An 18,260-nucleotide genomic window follows, 5' to 3' on the forward strand; every position below is an offset into this window, starting at 1 on the left:
GCCCATGTCCCACGCCGCGCGCGTGCGGAAGGACCCATCGCCCGCGCCACGCTCACAGGTCGAACCCGACGCGCACACCAAAGGTGCGCGGCCGCAGGATGGAGTAGCGGCTATAGGTGAACGCCTCGGGATGGACATAGGTCACCGCCCGGCTGTTGGTGACATTCTCCACATAGAAGGTCGTTCTCATCCTGCCGATCCGGACGCCGGTCTGCAGGTTGATGTTGGTATAGGCGTCGCTGTCGTCGATCAGCGGATTGGGCGTGGTCGGATCGCCCGGCGTGTTGGGAAAGCCGTTGGGGAACGATCCGACATGCTGCACCTGAAAACTGCTGAATCCCGTCGCGCCGCCCGGCAGATCATAACTGTAGGTGCCGTAGAACGACCCCTGCAGGCGCGGCGAGGCCAGGCGCGCGCCGTCGACCGCGCCCGATATCGCGGCTTCCGATTCAGTCAGGTCCGTCACTTGCGCATCGTTGAGCGAGCCGTTCAGTCCGAGCGAAAGCCCGCGTGCCGGCGCGAGGACGATCTCCGCCTCCAGCCCCTTGCTCACAGCGCCGCCAATATTGGTGGCGAACTGGATCGAGTCCGACTGGCGGTTGGCCTGGACCTGAATGTTGCGCCAGTCGATGTAATAAGCGGCCAGATTCGCGGTCAGCAGGCCATCGAAGAACCGCCCCTTCAGCCCGATCTCGTAATTCGTGAGGTTGTCGGAGCCTGCGCCTTCCGGGATCACGAGGTCGTTTGGGTCGACGGTGCTGACGCTGCCGGCGCGCGCATTGTACACCGGTGTCCGATATCCTGTGGATACGGTCACATAGGCTGTCAGATCCGGCGACGGCTTATAGGTCAGGCTCGCCTTCCAGGAGGCCTTTTCGGCGGATGGATATTCGGTCGTGGACGCCGCGTTCGGGGTCAACGCCAGTGGGCCGGAGATGCCGCCGAGCGCATAGGCGAAGTAGAGCGAGTTGAACCCCGCATGGGTGTCGACGGTCGCGCCGTATTTGCCATAGCGCAGACCACCCGTCACCGACAGCGTATCGCTAAGGTGATAGGTCAGTTCGCCGAACCCGGCCAGCTCGTACGAGCTGGTATCGCTGCCAAACTGATTGAAGGTCGCATCCGCCGGAAGGCCGGTAATGCCGTGCGCGGCGAGATATTCGGGCGTTGAGGTTTGGCGCCCCTCGAGAAACTGGTCGCGGCGGAGATAATATCCGCCAACGGTCCAGTCGAACGTTCCGCCGGGATCGGAGACGAGCCGCGTCTCCTGAACGAACGTCTTCCAGGTCCCGTGATCGAACAGATAGAAGGGCAGCGCGAGCGCGAAGGTACCGCTCAGATCAACCTCGAAAAGACCATCCTGATATCCGTAGCTGGTCGAACTGGTCAGGTGCGCGAAGTCGAAGTCGTAATCGAGCGTTCCGTTATAAAGCTGCGTCTTCGACGTATAGTGATCGGGAATCGTGCTGTAGCGCTTGCGGTCGCCCAGCGACGGCGTGACCAACGAGGCGTCCTCGGGAAAGCTGTCCTCGTACAGCGCCATAAGCCGAACGCCGAGCCGGTCACTCGGCTTCCACAAGGCGATGACGCGGCCACCCCAGTCTTTCAGCGTATTCGAATTCTTGATGCCCAGGCCGACATTGTCGACATATCCTTCCTCATGCCGGAAGAAACCGACCGCGCGCACGCCCAGCGTGTCCTCCACCAGCGGGACGTTGACCATGGCATTGTAGCGCTGGCGAACGCCGCCACCGTCGGGTGTCAGGCCGATATCGGCGAGCGCTGACATGTCGAAGTGGTCGAGCTCGGGACTCTTCGTCAGGATGCGCAGCGCGCCCGACAGTGACCCCGAACCGAACAGCGTTCCCTGTGGTCCGCGCAAGAATTCGACCCGCTCGACGTCGTAGAGATTGGGGTCGAGCGTTACCGAATTTCCGATCGTGGTGAGCGGCAATTCGTCCAGATAGACCGTCGTCGTGCTCTGCAGCCCCGCCTGATAGCCGTTCGTCGAAATGCCGCGCGTCGTAATGCTCACATTGTTGTCGCTGCGAGTGTCTAGGACGACACCCGGCGTTTCCCGCGCAATGCCTTCGTAGCTGACAATCCCCTTCTGCGTCAGTTCCTCCTGCGAGAAAGCGGTAATGCTGAGCGGCACGTCCTGGAGGCGTTCGCTGCGGCGCGTAGCGGTGACGACGATCTCGTCGACGGATGTTGCCGTCCGGCTCGCCGATGCGGCGGGAGAAATCGCCTCGACTGGAGCGGGCGAGGCTGCCGGTGGACGATCCTGGTCGGACTGCCTCTGCTTCGCCTGTGCGGTCGCCGACTGAGCCGCGACCACGAGCGCAAGCAGCGACGACGTATAGGCCAAATAGGTCATATCCCCTCCTCCTCGCCGCAGCGCTTTCGTCGTGCCGTCTAGCGATTGGTCGACAATCCGGCCTTTTAACGCCAGAGTCAATACTGACTGACTCCGCAGTCAATATTGACTCTGGCGAGGTGGCGCGACAGGCGGGATTGCTCCTTCATGTCCGTCGCCGCCGCACATTCCGCGCGACACCGGTCCAACTATGGCAGGGGCCGCCGATGCAACACGGGCCGGCAACGCTAACAAGCGCCAGGCAAGCAAATGGCTGTGCCATCGGCGTGCTGGTGAAGCTTCAGATCACGGCGCATCTCGGCCGGATCGCGCGCCGGGGCGATGCTCAGGCCTCGGACGACGCCACGATCCGGTCGAACACGGCCGGATAAAGCGGCCGGGCGAAGGCGAAGCCGTAGATATAGCCATCCCGCCACGCCACCGTCGCTTCCAGCCCCTGCATCCCCGGCATGGTCAGCCAGACGAGGTCGCCCTCTTTCAGATCGAAGGCCGCCTCGGCGCGAAATCCCGTGGTCGACAGGTCGGTCACGGCGACGGTGAAGCGCTGCCCGCCCCGCCCGCGAAGCTGCGCCCGCATCTCCACGCATTTGCGCAGCGCGCGGCGCTGGTCGCTGCCTGACGGGACGGACGGGTCAACCATGGTGGCTCACTCTACCGGCCGAGGTTTTACGAAAATCCGAACAAGGCTCTTGGAACGCGGCGGAAAACTCAGTCGAACAGGCTGGAAACCGAAGCCTCCTCGGCGATCCGGCGAATTGCTTCGGCCAGCAGCGGCGCGATGGTGAGATGCCGGACATGATCGGCCCTGGCGATGACATCGTGATTGCCGATCGAATCGGTGATGACCAGTTCTTCCAGCGCCGAGGCCTCGACGCGGGCGACCGCACCGCCGGACAGAACGCCGTGCGTGCAATAGGCGACGACGCCGGCGGCGCCCGCCTCCTTGAGCGCCGCGGCCGCGTTGCACAGCGTGCCGGCCGAATCGACGATGTCGTCGATCAGGATGCAGAACCGGCCAGATACGTCGCCGATGATGTTCATCACCTCCGACTCGCCCGGCCGTTCGCGGCGCTTGTCGACGATGGCGAGCGGCGCGTTGTCGAGCCGCTTGGCGAGCGCGCGGGCCCGCACCACGCCGCCGACATCGGGCGAGACCACCGTCAGGTTCTTGTCCTCGTAGCGCGCCTTGATGTCCTCGCCCATCACCGGCGCGGCATAGAGATTGTCGGTCGGGATATCGAAAAAGCCCTGGATCTGGCCGGCGTGCAGATCGACCGACAGCACGCGGTCGGCGCCCGCACCGGTAATCAGGTTCGCGACCAGCTTGGCCGAGATCGGCGTGCGCGGCCCGGGTTTCCGGTCCTGCCGGGCATAGCCGAAATACGGGAGCACCGCCGTGATCCGCCGTGCCGAGGCGCGTTTCAGCGCATCGACGCAGATCAGCAACTCCATCAGATTGTCGTTGGCGGGATAAGAAGTGGACTGGACGATGAAGACGTCTTCGCCGCGGACATTTTCCAGGATCTCGACGAAGATCTCCTCGTCCGCAAAGCGGCGCACGTTCGCGGATGTCAGCGGAATTTCCAGATATTCGGAAATCGCCCGCGACAGCGGAAGGTTCGAATTGCCGGCCATCAACTTCATGTGCGTGTCCCCGCGTCCTGATCCCCGAGCGCTCTTAGGCCGCAATGGCCGATACGAAAAGGGGCCGCGGCGGATTGCTCCGGCAGGTGCGCCTGACCTAAAGAACGCGGCCATGACGCTGACGACCCGCTTCGCGCCCAGCCCCACCGGCATGCTGCATATCGGCAACATCCGCACCGCGCTCCACAACTGGATGTGGGCACGGAAACATGGCGGCCGTTTCCTGCTGCGCATCGACGATACCGACGCGGCACGGTCGCAGTCGCAGTTCGTCGAGGCCATTCGCGAGGACCTCGCTTGGCTGGGCCTGGCGCCGGACGACGAACAGCGCCAGTCGGACCATGGCGACCGCTACGAGCGCGTGTTCGAGCGGCTGCGCGATGCCGGCCGCATCTATCCCTGCTACGAAACACCGCAGGAACTCGATTTGAAGCGCAAGGTCCTGCTCGGCCGCGGCCTGCCGCCGATCTACGACCGCGCCGCGCTCGATCTCGACGACGCCGCTAGGCGCGCCTACCGCGCGGAAGGCCGGCGACCGCATTGGCGCTTCCTTCTCGACCGGGACGAGGCGATCGGCTGGAGCGACCTGATCCGCGGCGAGCAGCATTTCAATCCAGCGGCCCTCAGCGATCCCGTGATCCGCCGCGAGGACGGATCCTGGCTCTATCTGCTGCCTTCCGTGATCGACGATGTGGACATGGGCATCACCGACGTGATGCGCGGCGAGGATCACGTCTCGAACACCGCGGTCCAGATCCAGATGTTCACCGCGCTCGGCGCACGACCGCCGCGGTTCGCGCACGAGGCCCTGCTGGTGGGAACCGAGGGAAAGCTGTCCAAGCGGCTCGGCTCGCTCGGCATCGCGCATTTCCGCGAGGCGGGGATCGAGCCGCAGGCGCTGGTGGCGCTGCTCGCGCGGATCGGCACCAGCGATCCGGTGGAACCCGTCGCCGATCCCGCACCGCTGATCGAAGCGTTCGATTTCGCCCGGTTCGGCCGCGCGCCCGCGCGCTTCGATGAAGAGGAGTTGCGCACGCTCAACGCCAGGATCGTGCATCTGCTCGATTACGGAGCGGTCGCATCGCGCCTGCCGGCGGAAATGGACCGGCCGGCCTGGAACGCGGTCCGCCCCAATCTCGCGCGCGTGGCCGATGCCGCCGACTGGTGGCAGGTGGTCGCCGGCCCCGTGGAGGCCGAAATCGCGGAGGAAGACCGCGACTTCCTCGCCACCGCCGCCGTCGTCGCCGGACGCATCGACTGGCAGGACGACCCCTGGCACGCGCTGACCAACGCCTTGAAAGCCGAGACGGGGCGCAAGGGCCGCGCGCTGTTCCTGCCGCTGCGCCTCGCACTCACCGGCCGCGACCACGGACCCGACATGGCCGCGCTGCTGCCGCTGATCGGGCGCGAGCGGGCGATTGCACGCCTGACGCCCTGACCCGCAAATCTTGAGCGGATCTTGCAAGCGCGTTCAGGAACGATCAACGCCCTATTGTTCAAGGAGATTTGGTTTAGTTCCTGGCGTGACACGGATAGCGTGCGTGACAGGATCCCGCTTCTTGTTGGACGGCCGTTCAATGGCTATTCGACGTGCAGGCAACAGGGTGGAGACTCCATTGATCGACCGTCGCAAGTTTCTCGAACGCCTCGCGGCCGCCAGCGCGTCCGGCGCGATCCCGCTGCCGATCGCGAAGGCGCTCGCGCAGCCGGCAAAGCCGGGCAGCGGCACGATCGACGATGTCGAGCATGTCGTCATCCTGATGCAGGAGAACCGCTCCTTCGATCATTATTACGGTACGCTTCCCGGCGTTCGCGGCTTCGCCGATCCGCGTCCCGTGCGCTTGCGCGGTGGAACGTCGGTGTTCCATCAGCCGAACCCGGCCGGTGGCGACGTGCTTCCGTTCCGCATGAACGCGCACACCACCAGCGGGCAGTTGCTCAAGAGTCTCGATCATAGCTGGAAGGGCGATGCGGCGCGCTGGGCCGACTATGACGTCTGGATCGCGGACAAGACGCCGATGACGATGGGCTATTTCAACCGCTCCGACGTGCCCTTCTACCATGCGCTCGCCGATGCCTTCACCGTGTGCGACGCCTATCACGCCTCGCTGCACGGGCCGACCAATCCCAACCGGATGTACCTGTTCACCGGCACCAGCGGGCTGGCCGTCGGCAATGCGGGGGCGCAGTCGGTGCACAATGCCGACGACGGCAACTGGACCGGCGATGCCAGCCGCGACAAGCCCGACTTCGCCGATGTCGCGCGCTGGACGACCTATGCCGAGCGGCTGCAGGAGGCGGGGGTCAGTTGGCGCGTCTATCAGGAATATGACAATTTCGGCTGCAATTCGCTTGCCTATTTCGAGCAGTTTCGCGGCCTCGATCCGCAGTCGGAACTGTATCGGCGCGGCCGGGCGATCGTGCCGGGATCGACCCGCGCGAATGCCGAGGCGACCGACGGCAGCCATCTCGTTTCCGCCCTCGCTGCGGACGTGGCGGCCGACACCCTGCCGCAGGTCTCGTGGATCGTCACGCCGACCAAGTTCACCGAACATCCCGAAGCACCGCCGGCGTTCGGCGAATCGCTGATCGCGCGCATCATCGAGGCGCTGGTCGCCAATCCGGAGGTGTGGGCGAAGACGGCACTGATCATCAACTATGACGAAAATGACGGCTTTTTCGATCATGTGCCCGCGCCACTGCCCGCGACCGACCGCGCAATGGGGTTGAGCACCGTCGATACCCGCGGCGAGATATATGACGGACAGGCCGTGGGACTGGGCGTGCGCGTCCCGCTGATCGTCGTCTCGCCCTGGTCGCGCGGCGGCTGGGTCAATTCGCAGGTGCACGACCACACGTCGGTCATCCGCTTCCTCGAACGACGCTTCGGCGTGCACGAGCCCAACATCACGCCGTGGCGCCGCGCGGTGACGGGCGACATGACCTCGATGTTCGATTTCGCCGACCCCGACGGTTCAGCCATGCGCGCCTTTCCGGAAACGGACGATTATGCCGCACGCATCGCCGCGGTGGCAAAGCTTCCCCCGCCGCACGTGCCCGAGCGCCAGCGCGTTCCGCAGCAGGAGCCCGGTCGCCGACCGACAAGGCCGCTGCCCTACCGGCTGGCGGTCGGCGACAGCATCGACCGAAGCGGCCTGACGCTGCGTTTCGCCAATCAGGGTTCTGCCGGCGCCGTGTTCACCGTCTATGCGCCCGGCAGCGGGGACGCAGGCCCGTGGTTCTACACGGTCGAGGCGGGCAAGACGGTCAGCGACCGGCTACCGAGTTTGCCGACGCGCGGTGACTATGACCTGGCGGTGCACGGGCCGAACGGGTTCCTGCGCGAATTTGCCGGCAACATGACGGCCGAGGCCGACGGCGCGCCCGTCGCCGCGGTGGAAGAGGTGCAGGACGGCACGCTCCTCGTCAAGCTCGCCAATCGCGGCCGGGCGCCCGCCACGCTGACGGTACGCGCACCGACCTACGGCGAACTTGCCGAGCGTGCGATCGCACTGCGTCCGGGCGACACCAGGACGCTCCGCATCGACCCGGCGCCGAGCGATCACTGGTACGACATCGTCGTTGCCGATGACGCCTCGGGCTTCCGCCGCCGCTTCGCCGGCCATGTCGAGACCGGACGAGCGAGCCTGTCCGATCCGGCGCTCGAACCGGGCACCCGCGCATGACCGCACGAATGCTGTCCGTCCTGCTGGCGATCATGGCCGGCCTGAGCGCCGCGCCCGCTTATGCGCAGCTCAGCCATTGGTCGCCCGAGGCGCGCGAAGATCGAGACGGCCATCAAGGACGCACCGGCGGATTCCTATGCCGTATTCGACGCCGATAACACGATCTGGGACAACGACCTGGAAGAGGCGCTTCTGCCCTTCCTCGAACAGCGCGGCGAATTGTCGCCGGCGACGCTGCCGCAATCGCTGCGTCCGGTGCCGCTGCATGACGGCGAAACGCTCTACGGCTATTATCGGCGGCTTTGCGCTATCCATGACAAGATCTGCTATCCCTGGATCGCGCAGGTATTCGCCGGCCGCTCGCTCAGCGAGCTGAAGCGGGACGTTGACGCGCTGCTCGCCCGGCGCAAGCCGATCCCCGTGCGGTATGAAGAGAACGGCAGAGCCGTTCGCGACACGGTATCGCCGCCGCGTATCCGCGCGGCGCAGAAGCAGCTCATCGCCGAACTGAAGGCGAAGGGCGTGCACGTCTATGTCGTCACCGCCGCGGCGGAGGAACTGGTGCGCATGGTGGTGTCCGACCCGAAATACGGCATCGGCATCGCACCGGAGGATGTGATCGGTGTCACGATGCTGCTGCGCGATCCGAAGGACAGCAGCGTCACCACCGCCCGGCGTCAGATCGCGATGGGCCATTTCCTCGATGATCGCTATCCCGCCGAAAAGCACGCGCGGATGATCCTCACGTCCTCGTTATGGTCGCCGCTGACCTGGTATGAAGGCAAGGTCGCGGGGATCCAGGCCTATATCGATCCCGTGCGCCGTCCGCTGCTGGTCGCCGGAGACAGCCGCAGCGACTGGTCGATGCTGTTCTATTCCGGCGGCCTTCGCCTGTGGGTGAACCGCAGCGACAGCACCACCGCCGAACTCGCGGTGGAGAAGAAGGCGCGCGCGGCGGCGCAACACGCGACAAAGACAGACAGTCCGCTGCCTGCGGATGCCGGCTGGCTGGAAGTGGCGGCCGACGCGCTCGACCGTTGATGCGGTCGCACGGCGCCGACCGTTAGCGCTCCGCGTCGCGCCGGTCGTGCACGGTTTGAGAGCCGATATCGGAGGGCGGCAGCATCGCTCCGCCCAGGATATGGTCCGCTGCCTTTTCCGCGAGCATGATCGTCGGCGCGTTGAGATTGCCGGTGGTGATCGACGGCATGGCCGAGCTGTCGACCACGCGCAGTCCTGCCACCCCGCGCACGCGCAGTTCGGGATCGACGACCGCCTGGGGATCGTCGTCCGCGCCGATCTTGCACGTGCAGGACGGATGATAGGCGCTTTCGACATTGTCGCGGACGAAGGCATCGATCTGCTCGTCGGTTACAACGCCGGCGCCGGGCTGCATTTCGCGCCCGGTGAACGGCTTTAGCGCGTCCTGCGCGAAGATCTCACGCGTGAGGCGGACACAGGCGCGCATCTCCGCCCAGTCGTCGGCATGGCTCATATAGTTGAACCGGATCACCGGCCTGTCGGTCGCAGCGGGACCGCTCAGCGTGACGCTGCCCCGGCTTTTCGAGCGCATCGGGCCGACATGCGCCTGATAGCCGTGGCGATCCGCCGCCACCGAGCCGTCATAGGAAACCGCGAGCGGCAGGAAATGGTATTGGATGTCGGGATAGGCGATATCCGGCCGCGACCGGATGAAGCCGCAGCTTTCGAAATGATTGGTGGCGCCCAGCCCCTTCTTGGTCAGCAACCACTGCGCGCCGATCCGCGCTTTGGCGACCGGGTTCATCGCCGAGTAAAGCGTGATCGGCTGGGTACATTCCATCTGATGATAGAATTCGAGATGGTCCTGTAGATTTTCCCCCACGCCGGGCAGATCGCGCACGACGTCGATCCCGAATTCGCGCAGCTCCGCTGCTGGACCTATTCCCGAGCGCTTGAGCAATTGCGGCGAGTTGATCGGGCCGCTGGCGACGATCACCTCGCGGCGCGCATGGACATCATGCGTGTCGCCGCCGCGGCGATAGCGCACGCCCACGGCGCGTACGCCGTCGAACAGGATGTGCTCGGCCAGCGCGTTCGTCACCAGTTCGAGATTGGGCCTTTTCAGCGCGGGCTTCAGATAAGCGTTGGCGGCGCTCCAGCGGCGGCCCTTGTGGACCGTCATGTCCATCCGGCCGAAGCCTTCCTGCTGGCCGCCATTGATATCGTCGGTGACGGGATGGCCCGCCTCCGCCGCCGCGGTGATGAAGGCGGTGTAGAGCGGGTTGCGCAGGCGGCCATATTGGTTGTGGAGCGGCCCTGCATCGCCGCGATAGTCCGTCGCGCCCTCGGCCCGGCTTTCGGCGCGTTTGAAATAGGGAAGGACATGCGCATAGTCCCACCCCGCCGCGCCCTGTTCGGCCCAGCGTTCGAAATCCATGGGATTGCCGCGCACATAGGCCATGCCGTTGATCGAGGACGATCCGCCGATCACCTTGCCGCGCGGGGTATGCATGCGCCGTCCGCCGAGGTTCGGTTCGGGCTCGCTATGATAGCCCCAGTCATATTTGGGCATGTTCATCGGAATCGACAGCGCGCTCGGCATCTGGATCAGGACCGAGCGATCCGACCCGCCATATTCCAGCACCAGCACCTGGTTGGCGCCGTCCGCGCTCAGCCGGTCGGCAAGCACGCAGCCGGCCGACCCCGCACCGACGATGATGTAATCGTACGCAACGCTCACGGAAAAAAGCTCTTCCTCAATAGGGTGCGTCGACATCGCCCCGGGCGACATAGACGCTCTTGATCTGCGTATAATGCTCGATCGCGGCGAGGCCGTTCTCGCGGCCGATGCCCGATTGCTTGTACCCGCCGAACGGCATTTCGATCGGCGTAACGTTATAGTCGTTGATCCAGCAGCTACCCGCCTGGAGCGCGTCGACCACGCGGTGCGCGCGGTTCAGATCGTTGGTGAAAATCCCGGCGGCGAGCCCGTATTCGGTCGCATTGGCGCGCGCGATCACCTCGTCCTCGTCGTCGAAGGGCAGGACGAGCATAACCGGTCCGAACACTTCGTCGCGCACGATCGCGGCCTTGTCGTCGGACGCCTGGAAAATGGTGGGCTCTACATAGAAACCATGGTCATAGACGCCGCCGCGCAACCGTTCGCCGCCCAGCACCAGCTTCACGCCCTGGCGCCGCGCACGCCCGATATGGTCCATCACCATATCGCCCTGGGTGTCGCTGATCAGCGGACCGATCTGCGTTTCGGGATCGGCGGGATCGCCGACGCGCAACCGCTTCGTGCGCGCAACCAGCCTGTCGAGGAAGGCGTCCAGCACGCCGCGCTGCACGAACACCCGCGTGCCGTTGGAACAGATTTGCCCGGTCGAATAGAAATTGCCCATCATCGCGCCGCCGACCGCATTGTCGAGGTTCGCGTCGTCGAACACCACGAGCGGCGACTTGCCGCCCAGTTCGAGCGTGACCGGCTTCAGCCCCTTGGCTGCCGTCGCCATGACCAGCTTGCCGGTCTCCACCGAGCCGGTCAGCGATGCCTTGGCGATGCCGGGATGGCCGATCAGCGCCTGACCGGTTTCGCCATAGCCCTGCGCGACCTGGAATAGGCCGTCGGGAAGCCCTGCCTCGGCGAAGATCCGCTCCAGTTCGATCGCCGTCATCGGCGTCTGCTCGGCCGGCTTGAAGATCACCGCATTGCCGCAGGCGAGCGCGGGCGCCGCCTTCCAGCAGGCGATCTGCATCGGATAGTTCCACGCCCCCAGTGCCGCGACGACGCCCAGCGGCTCGCGGCGCGTATAGCCGAACGCGCCGGGACCGAGGTCGAGATAACGCCCGGCGATCGTGGCCGCCACGCCGCCGAAATATTCCAGGCAGTCGGCGCCGGACACGATATCGACCGCCATCGTCTCCTGCACGGGCTTGCCGGTGTTGCGCGTCTCGATCGCGGCAAGCGCGTCGTTGCGCTCGCGCAGGATATCGCTCGTCCGGCGCAGGATGCGGCCGCGCTCGGTCGCGCTCATCGCCGCCCATTTTGCCTGCCCTGCCCGCGCCCGGTCGACCATCGCGTCGATTTCCGCCGGGGTGGTGATCGCGATATCGGCGATCATCTCCCCTGTCGCGGGATTGCACGGCCGGACGCGTTTCGGCGGAGGCGCCGACTGGGCCGGCGTGTGCAGCAGATAGTCGTCGACGAACAGGGTCAGCATCGCGCGCGCGCTTTCGGCATCGGTTTCGCGCCAGCCCGACAGCGCCCCGCGCAACCAGACCCCGTCGATCATCGCCGCGATCATCGGCGCAAGCTTCGTCGCGGCTTGCGTCGTGTCGAGTTCGCGCAGGGCGTGGACGAGGTTCGACAGCATGCGGCGCTGATAGATGCGCTGGATGCGGCCGAGCGCCGGGATCTGAAGCGCCTGCCCCCAGAAAGCGAGCCACACCGTGCTCGTGCGGGGATCCATCTCCTTGGTCGACAGATTCGCGTCGATCACCGCCTGCACCCGCGCCCGCGGTCCGTCCGCCGCGCGCAGACGCAGGCGCACGCTCGCACTCAGATCGAATACGAGACTGCGAAACGCCGCCTCCAAGAGGCCGTTCTTGTCGCGAAAGTAATGCGCGACCAGTCCCGACGAGACGCCAGCCCGGCCGGCGATCTCGGCCAGCGTCGTACCGGAAAACCCGACCTCGGCCAGACTGTCGATCGTCATCTCGATCAGTTGCTTTGCCCGGCCGTCCTGGCGATAAGCGATGTGCGGGGGGGCCGACCTGCTAGCCATCACGAACTCCTGAATGGTGATTCAACGCGCCTGGTCACCGGTACCCGCGATAATCGCCCTGGGGCAAGGGCAAATTGCGGCAGGGAAAACAAGCCTTGCAGTTTTCCTGAACATGCGTTCAATTACCGACTTCTTCCCGGAAAGGTCTCCTATGCGCCGTCTCACGGCATTTTGGACAATCGCTCTGCTCGCCCTGATGCTGATGCCCGCACGGCCGGTTCATGCGGCACCGGCGGCCGGCGCTCAGGCCTGCCGAACGGTTCGCCTCGCCGATGTCGGATGGACGGACGTGACCGCGACGACGGGGACGCTCGCACGGATATTGCGCGGGCTGGGATATCGGCCGAAAACGTCCGTATTGTCAGTACCGGTCACCTTCAACGGTCTGGCGCGCGGCGATATCGACGTCTTTCTCGGCAACTGGATGCCGATGCAGAAGGCCGATATCGCGCCCTATATCGAAAACGGTTCGATCGCGCGGGTGCGCACCAATCTTACCGACGCGCGCTACACGCTGGCGGTGCCCGATTATCTGTATAAACGCGGCCTTACCGATTTCGCGTCGATCGCCGAGTTCGGCGATGCGCTGAACCACCGCATCTACGGTATCGAGCCGGGCAATGACGGCAACCGCCTGGTGCTCGGCATGATTGCCCACGACCAGTTCGGGCTGGGCGATTTCGACCTGGTGGAAAGCAGCGAGCAGGGCATGCTCGCGCAGGTGGAACGTGCGGTGCGGCAGGAGAAGCCGATCGTGTTTCTCGGCTGGCAGCCGCACCCGATGAACGACCGGTTCGACATGCGCTATCTCTCTGGCGGCGACGCGGTGTTCGGCCCGAATTACGGCGGCGCGAAGGTCTATACCACGGTTCGCCGAGGATATCTCGACGCGTGCCCCAATGTCGCCCGGCTGCTGCGCAACCTGGCGTTCGACGTCGAGGACGAGAACGCACTGATGGCGGGCGTGATCGCAACGGGCGATGCCGAGGCGAGCGCCGGTGACTGGCTCGCCGATCATCCCGAACGGCTGGCGGCGTGGCTGGACGGCGTCACCACCATCGACGGCAAATCCGCCGATCCTTCGATGTTCGGCAGCGCCGACGCTGCGTCGGCCGGCAATTTCATCACCCGGCACAAGATCCCGGTCGGGGCGTGGATGACGACCGCGGTGAACTGGATCAAAGCGCACAGCGGCCTGCTCGACCTCGTATCCACCGCGGTCGGCACCAGTATCAAGGTGCTGACCGCCGCGCTCGCCGCGATACCGCCGCTCCTCTTCGTGCTGCTCGCAACGATCCTTACCTGGTTCCTCAGGCGCTCGGTGGCGATCACGGTCTTCGTTCCGCTCGCGCTCCTGTTCATCATCAATCAGGGATATTGGGACGCCACGATCCAGACGCTCGCGCTCGTCGTATTCGCCGCCGCGATCTCGACGGCGGTGGGCGTGCCGATCGGCATCTGGGCGGGGCACCGCCCGCGCGCCTATGAAGGACTGCGCTCGGTCCTCGATTTGATGCAGACCCTGCCGACCTTCGTCTATCTGATCCCCACGCTCGTCATCTTCGGCCTGGGTGTGGTGCCGGGGCTGATATCGACGATCATCTTCGCCCTGCCAGCGCCCATCCGGCTGACGCAACTGGGCATCATGTCGGTGCCCAAGCCGCTGATCGAGGCCGGGTGGTCGTTCGGTGCGACCGACCGGCAATTGCTGCTGCGCGTCGAACTGCCGGCCGCGGCGGGGTCGATCCTCGCCGGCATCACGCAGTGCATCATGCTCAGCCTGTCGATGGTGGTCATCGCGGCGCTCGTCGGCGCCGGGGGACTTGGCGTACCGGTGGTGCGCGCGCTCAACACCGTGCAGGTCGGCATGGGCTTCGAGGCCGGCTTCGCCATCGTCCTGCTCGCGATCATCCTCGACCGGATCACGCGCCGCGAAACCAAGGGAGACACGTAAATGGCGACCGCGCTGGAATTCCGCGACGTCACGATCGTGTTCGCGCCGGGCAAGGGCCGCAAGCGCGAGGCGGCGATCGACCGGGCGATGACGATGATCGCGGAGGGCGCGGATCGGCCGACCATTTCCGACGCGACAGGGGTCGTACTGGGCGTCGCGCACGCCGATCTCGCCGTCGAACAGGGCCGCATCTCGGTATTGATGGGGCTGTCGGGGTCGGGCAAGTCGACATTGCTGCGGGCTGCAAACGGCCTCAACCCGGTCACGCGCGGGCACGTGATCGTCCATGGCGAGCAGGGCGAACAGGACATCGCCTCGTGCGGGCCCGCGACCCTGCGCGACATCCGGCGCCACCGCGTCGCTATGGTGTTTCAGCAATTCGGGCTGCTGCCCTGGCGCACGGTGCGCGAGAATGTGGCGCTCGGGCTCGAACTGCGCGGTGACACCAAGGCAGCGATCGCCAACAAGGTCGACGAACAGCTCGCGCTCGTCGGTCTCACCGACTGGGCGGAAAATTATGCCAGCGAGCTTTCGGGCGGCATGCAGCAGCGCGTCGGGCTGGCGCGCGCATTCGCCACCGATGCCGATATCCTCTTGATGGACGAACCCTTCTCCGCGCTCGACCCGCTGATCCGCGCGAAGCTCCAGGACGACCTGCTCGAACTGCAGCAAGCGGTGAACAAGACCATCCTGTTCGTCAGCCACGATCTCGACGAAGCCTTCAAGCTGGGCGATCAGCTCACGCTGCTGGAGGGTGGGCGCATGGTGCAGAGCGGCACGCCCAAGGACATCATGTTGCGCCCGGCAACGCCCTATGTCGCCAGCTTCCTCGAACATATGAACCCGCTCCACGTCGTCACGGGGGCCATGGTGATGCGGCCGATCGAGTCGCTGCCGCGCGACGGTGACGCCTGGCTGCTCGACGATGCCGGCCGCTACCGCATGCAGGGCGACAGCGTCACGATCGAGGACGAACCGGTCACCGTTACATCGCTACCCGACCCGGCAGGAAGCGGTGCCCCTTCGTCGGGGCTGGTGCGCTGCCCCGCTGCGACCCCGGTGCGCGATCTGATGCGCATCTATGGGGAGACCGGCCATCCCATCATCCTGACGCGCCGCGGCGATGTCGTCGGCATCTGCGACGGGCAGGACATCCTGCGCGGGCTGGGCGATGTCGGCGGCGCCGGATAGGAATCGCCGCCCCGTCCCCTTTTTCCTTCCCGCACGTGCCGACATGCGCGGCGGAGACGATCAAAAAAAAGGGGCGGTCGAACCGACCGCCCCTTTTTCCGTAAAATCCCTGAGGGCAGAAGGCCTCAGAAGGATTTCTTCAGCGTCACGAACACCTGGCGCGGCGGGCCGACCAGGAAATATTGATAGTCGCCTTCCGAATAGCTCGTCAGATAGCCGCCCGTCTCACCGATCGTCGCGACATATTCCTCGTCGGTCAGGTTGGTGACGTTGAGCTGGATCTCGGTGCCGCCCAGCATGCCGTCACCCTTGAGGCGATAGCCGAGCGTCAGGTCGACCAGCGTGCGGCCATCGAACGACAGGTCGTTCTCGTACGTGGCGTAGCGCTTGCTCTGGTAATTGGCCTTGGCGCGCGCGAACAAGGCGCCGTCGTCATAGGCGATTTCGGCATTCGCCTGATGGCGCGGTTGATCGACGACCGCCTTGCCGGCGCTCGCGACGACGACTTCGCCGCCGCCGTTCAGCACGTCATCGTCATATTCGGCATGCGAATAGGAATAGGACGCATAGAGCGAGAGATGGCGTACCGGGCGATAGGTGCCCGTCGCCTCGATGCCATTGGTCGTCACCGAGCCGACATTGTCGAGGATCGACGGGCAGCTCTGGATGGCGGTGCACGGCGAAACGCTGAACAACCGGTCGTCGAACTTCACATGATAGGCCGCGAGCGATCCGTCGAAGCGCGGCAGGTGAACGCGAACGCCGCCTTCCGCCGTCCAGGACGTCTCCGGCTTCAGATCGGACGCCTTCAGCGCCGCGAACTGGTCGGGCGAGGTGATGAACGGGCCGGTGGTAAAGGCGCGCATATTCTCGGAATAGCTCGCGAACACCTCCAGCGCGTCGATCGGGCGATAGTTCAGGCCGACCTGCGGCAGGAACATGTCCTCGGCTTCCAGTTCGCCGTTCGTGCCCCAGGTGTCGACGTTGGTGCGCTCGGGATCGTAGCGCGACACGATGTCGACATCGATGCCCTTCCACCCGCCGGTCACCTTGAGCGCATCGGTGACCTGCCAGCTATCCTGCACATAATATTGATACGTGTTGATGTTGAAGTCGTAATAATAGTCATAGGCGAACGGATGGTCCGGCCATTCGCGCGGGTGGATGCTGGAATGGTCGGTATCGCGCAGGCCGAAATAGTCGCGCGCCTGCTTGTAGTCGTTGTGCTCGTACCAGCCGCCGACTTCCAGCGTGTTGCCGCTGAAAAGGTCATAGGACAGGCTGCCGGTCAGGCCTTCGCGATCGATCCAATATTCGGTGCCGCGAACCGACAGGTTCGCGCCGCCCGGCGTCGGCGTATAGAAAGTCCACCAGGTGCCGATGCCGCGATTGCGATGGTAATAGGGCGTCAGCTCCACGCTGAGCTTGTCGGTGAGGTCGTATTCCAGATTGGCGCCCATCAGGATGTCGCGGCGCAGGCCGTATCCGTCATAATAGGCATCGTCGCCGGTCAGCGTGCCATATCCCGGATAGTCGGCCTCGTAGATGCCGCGCTCCTGATAGTTATCGGCGATCGCTGTCGCGGTGTCCCAGTCGTAGCGCAGATAGTTCCAGTTATAGCCCTTCCGCTCGAGCAGGCCGGGCCACATGTCGACATAATCGTCATCGGCGAGATAGGAATAGTTGACGAACGCCGAGATCGATCCGTCGGTGCCCAGCGGCGCCTTGACCTTGCCGTTGACGTGGAGCGCGTGCTGCGCGCCCTTGCCTTTCCATTTCGGCGTCTGGGCGTAATCGCCGCTGAAATAGGCCTTCACCCCGCCGCCCAGGTCGCCGGTGTCGACGCGGCCGAACAGGCGCCATGCATCGTTGCTCCCGTAGGTTGCGGAAACGTCGCCGCCGATCTCGTCGGCCGGGTCGCGGCTGAAGAATTCGATCGTGCCGCCCAGATTGGAGCTCGACGGCGTCGACAGCGCGCCTGCGCCCTGCGACAATTCGGTGCGCGCGATGTTGTTCGACGAGATGGCACGGCTGATATGCAGACCGTTGAAATTGCCGTAGCTCATATCGCCCAGCGGCACGCCGTCGAGGACGAAGCCGAGCTGGTTCTGGGTAAAGCCGCGCACCGAAATCCGGGTCGACCATTCGTTCGACCCGAACGGCGTCGCCGACTGGAAATTCACACTGGGCAGCTTGTCGAGCAGCGCCAGCGGGCTGGTGCCCGGCGGGGAAACGGCGATGTCTTCCTGCGTCAGCCCCTGCACCTGGCGCGTCTCGCCGCGACCGATGACAACGATCTCCTCAACCGTCTTGCCGGCAGCATCCGAAGACGCCGCTCGCTGCGCGGCCGCCTTCGGCGCGGCTTCGCCATCGGCTGTTTCAGCGGCTGCGGCGTAGCTCGGCGTCGCCGTTGCAAAGGCGACGGCCATAACACTGGAGGTAACCAAAATCCTGCTGCGCATCTAATCCCCTTTCAAATGTCAAAGGCATCGCAAATCGGCTGGATTTGCGACCTCGCGATCCGATCCGCCTCACCACATCGAACGCGCCCGATCCGGCAGCCCGCAGAGGTCTGCCTTCGCGCTGGTGGCGGGAACCGGCCAAAAATCGGCGTACCGCCTTCGCATAGCGAACCATAG

The 18,260-nt window shown here is 65.1% G+C and carries 11 protein-coding genes; 5 read left to right on the top strand and 6 right to left on the bottom strand.

The features are described 5' to 3' along the window. Window positions 1–52: 52 nt before the first annotated feature. The 3 genes from RPR59_RS00365 to RPR59_RS00375 form a co-directional block, all read right to left on the bottom strand. Window positions 53–2,377, bottom strand: a complete 2,325-nt coding sequence (locus RPR59_RS00365) for a TonB-dependent receptor (protein WP_313915515.1) — start codon at window positions 2,375–2,377, stop codon at window positions 53–55. Window positions 2,378–2,702: 325 nt separating this feature from the next. Beyond that, window positions 2,703–3,017, bottom strand: a complete 315-nt coding sequence (locus tag RPR59_RS00370; protein WP_313915517.1) for a PilZ domain-containing protein — start codon at window positions 3,015–3,017, stop codon at window positions 2,703–2,705. A gap of 68 nt (window positions 3,018–3,085) precedes the next feature. Beyond that, window positions 3,086–4,021, bottom strand: a complete 936-nt coding sequence (locus tag RPR59_RS00375) for a ribose-phosphate pyrophosphokinase (RefSeq protein WP_313915520.1) — start codon at window positions 4,019–4,021, stop codon at window positions 3,086–3,088. 112 nt (window positions 4,022–4,133) lie between these two features. Between RPR59_RS00375 and gltX the strand changes: the two genes are divergently transcribed. The 3 genes from gltX to RPR59_RS00390 all read left to right on the top strand — a co-directional run bounded on the left by gltX (window position 4,134) and on the right by RPR59_RS00390 (window position 8,748). Further along, complete coding sequence (gene gltX, locus RPR59_RS00380) at window positions 4,134–5,459, top strand: glutamate--tRNA ligase (RefSeq protein ID WP_313915521.1); 1,326 nt, start codon at window positions 4,134–4,136, stop codon at window positions 5,457–5,459. A gap of 178 nt (window positions 5,460–5,637) precedes the next feature. Next, complete coding sequence (locus RPR59_RS00385; protein WP_313915523.1) at window positions 5,638–7,707, top strand: phosphocholine-specific phospholipase C; 2,070 nt, start codon at window positions 5,638–5,640, stop codon at window positions 7,705–7,707. A 60-nt stretch (window positions 7,708–7,767) separates the two neighbouring features. Continuing rightward, the gene (locus RPR59_RS00390; protein WP_313915525.1) at window positions 7,768–8,748 is read left to right on the top strand and encodes an HAD family hydrolase; all 981 of its coding nucleotides are present in this window, start codon (window positions 7,768–7,770) and stop codon (window positions 8,746–8,748) included. A gap of 22 nt (window positions 8,749–8,770) precedes the next feature. On the opposite strand, the gene betA is transcribed toward RPR59_RS00390, so the two are convergent. Together betA and betB are read right to left on the bottom strand one after the other, a co-directional pair. Further along, window positions 8,771–10,429: a choline dehydrogenase gene (betA, locus tag RPR59_RS00395; RefSeq protein ID WP_313915527.1), complete on the bottom strand. Its 1,659-nt coding sequence runs from the start codon at window positions 10,427–10,429 to the stop codon at window positions 8,771–8,773. 16 nt (window positions 10,430–10,445) lie between these two features. Beyond that, on the bottom strand, window positions 10,446–12,476 hold the full coding sequence (gene betB, locus RPR59_RS00400; protein WP_313915529.1) for a betaine-aldehyde dehydrogenase: 2,031 nt from the start codon (window positions 12,474–12,476) through the stop codon (window positions 10,446–10,448). 196 nt (window positions 12,477–12,672) lie between these two features. Here betB and choW point away from each other — a divergent pair, with 196 nt between their 5' ends. Both choW and RPR59_RS00410 read left to right on the top strand, forming a co-directional pair. Further along, window positions 12,673–14,430: a choline ABC transporter permease subunit gene (gene choW, locus RPR59_RS00405; RefSeq protein ID WP_313915531.1), complete on the top strand. Its 1,758-nt coding sequence runs from the start codon at window positions 12,673–12,675 to the stop codon at window positions 14,428–14,430. Then, window positions 14,431–15,621, top strand: a complete 1,191-nt coding sequence (locus RPR59_RS00410) for an ATP-binding cassette domain-containing protein (protein ID WP_313915533.1) — start codon at window positions 14,431–14,433, stop codon at window positions 15,619–15,621. It begins immediately after the preceding gene. A 125-nt stretch (window positions 15,622–15,746) separates the two neighbouring features. On the opposite strand, the gene RPR59_RS00415 is transcribed toward RPR59_RS00410, so the two are convergent. Next, window positions 15,747–18,083: a TonB-dependent receptor gene (locus RPR59_RS00415; protein WP_313915535.1), complete on the bottom strand. Its 2,337-nt coding sequence runs from the start codon at window positions 18,081–18,083 to the stop codon at window positions 15,747–15,749. Window positions 18,084–18,260: the final 177 nt, after the last annotated feature.

The organism is Stakelama saccharophila (assembly GCF_032229225.1).
GTDB classification, from domain to species: Bacteria; Pseudomonadota; Alphaproteobacteria; order Sphingomonadales; family Sphingomonadaceae; genus Sphingomonas; species Sphingomonas saccharophila.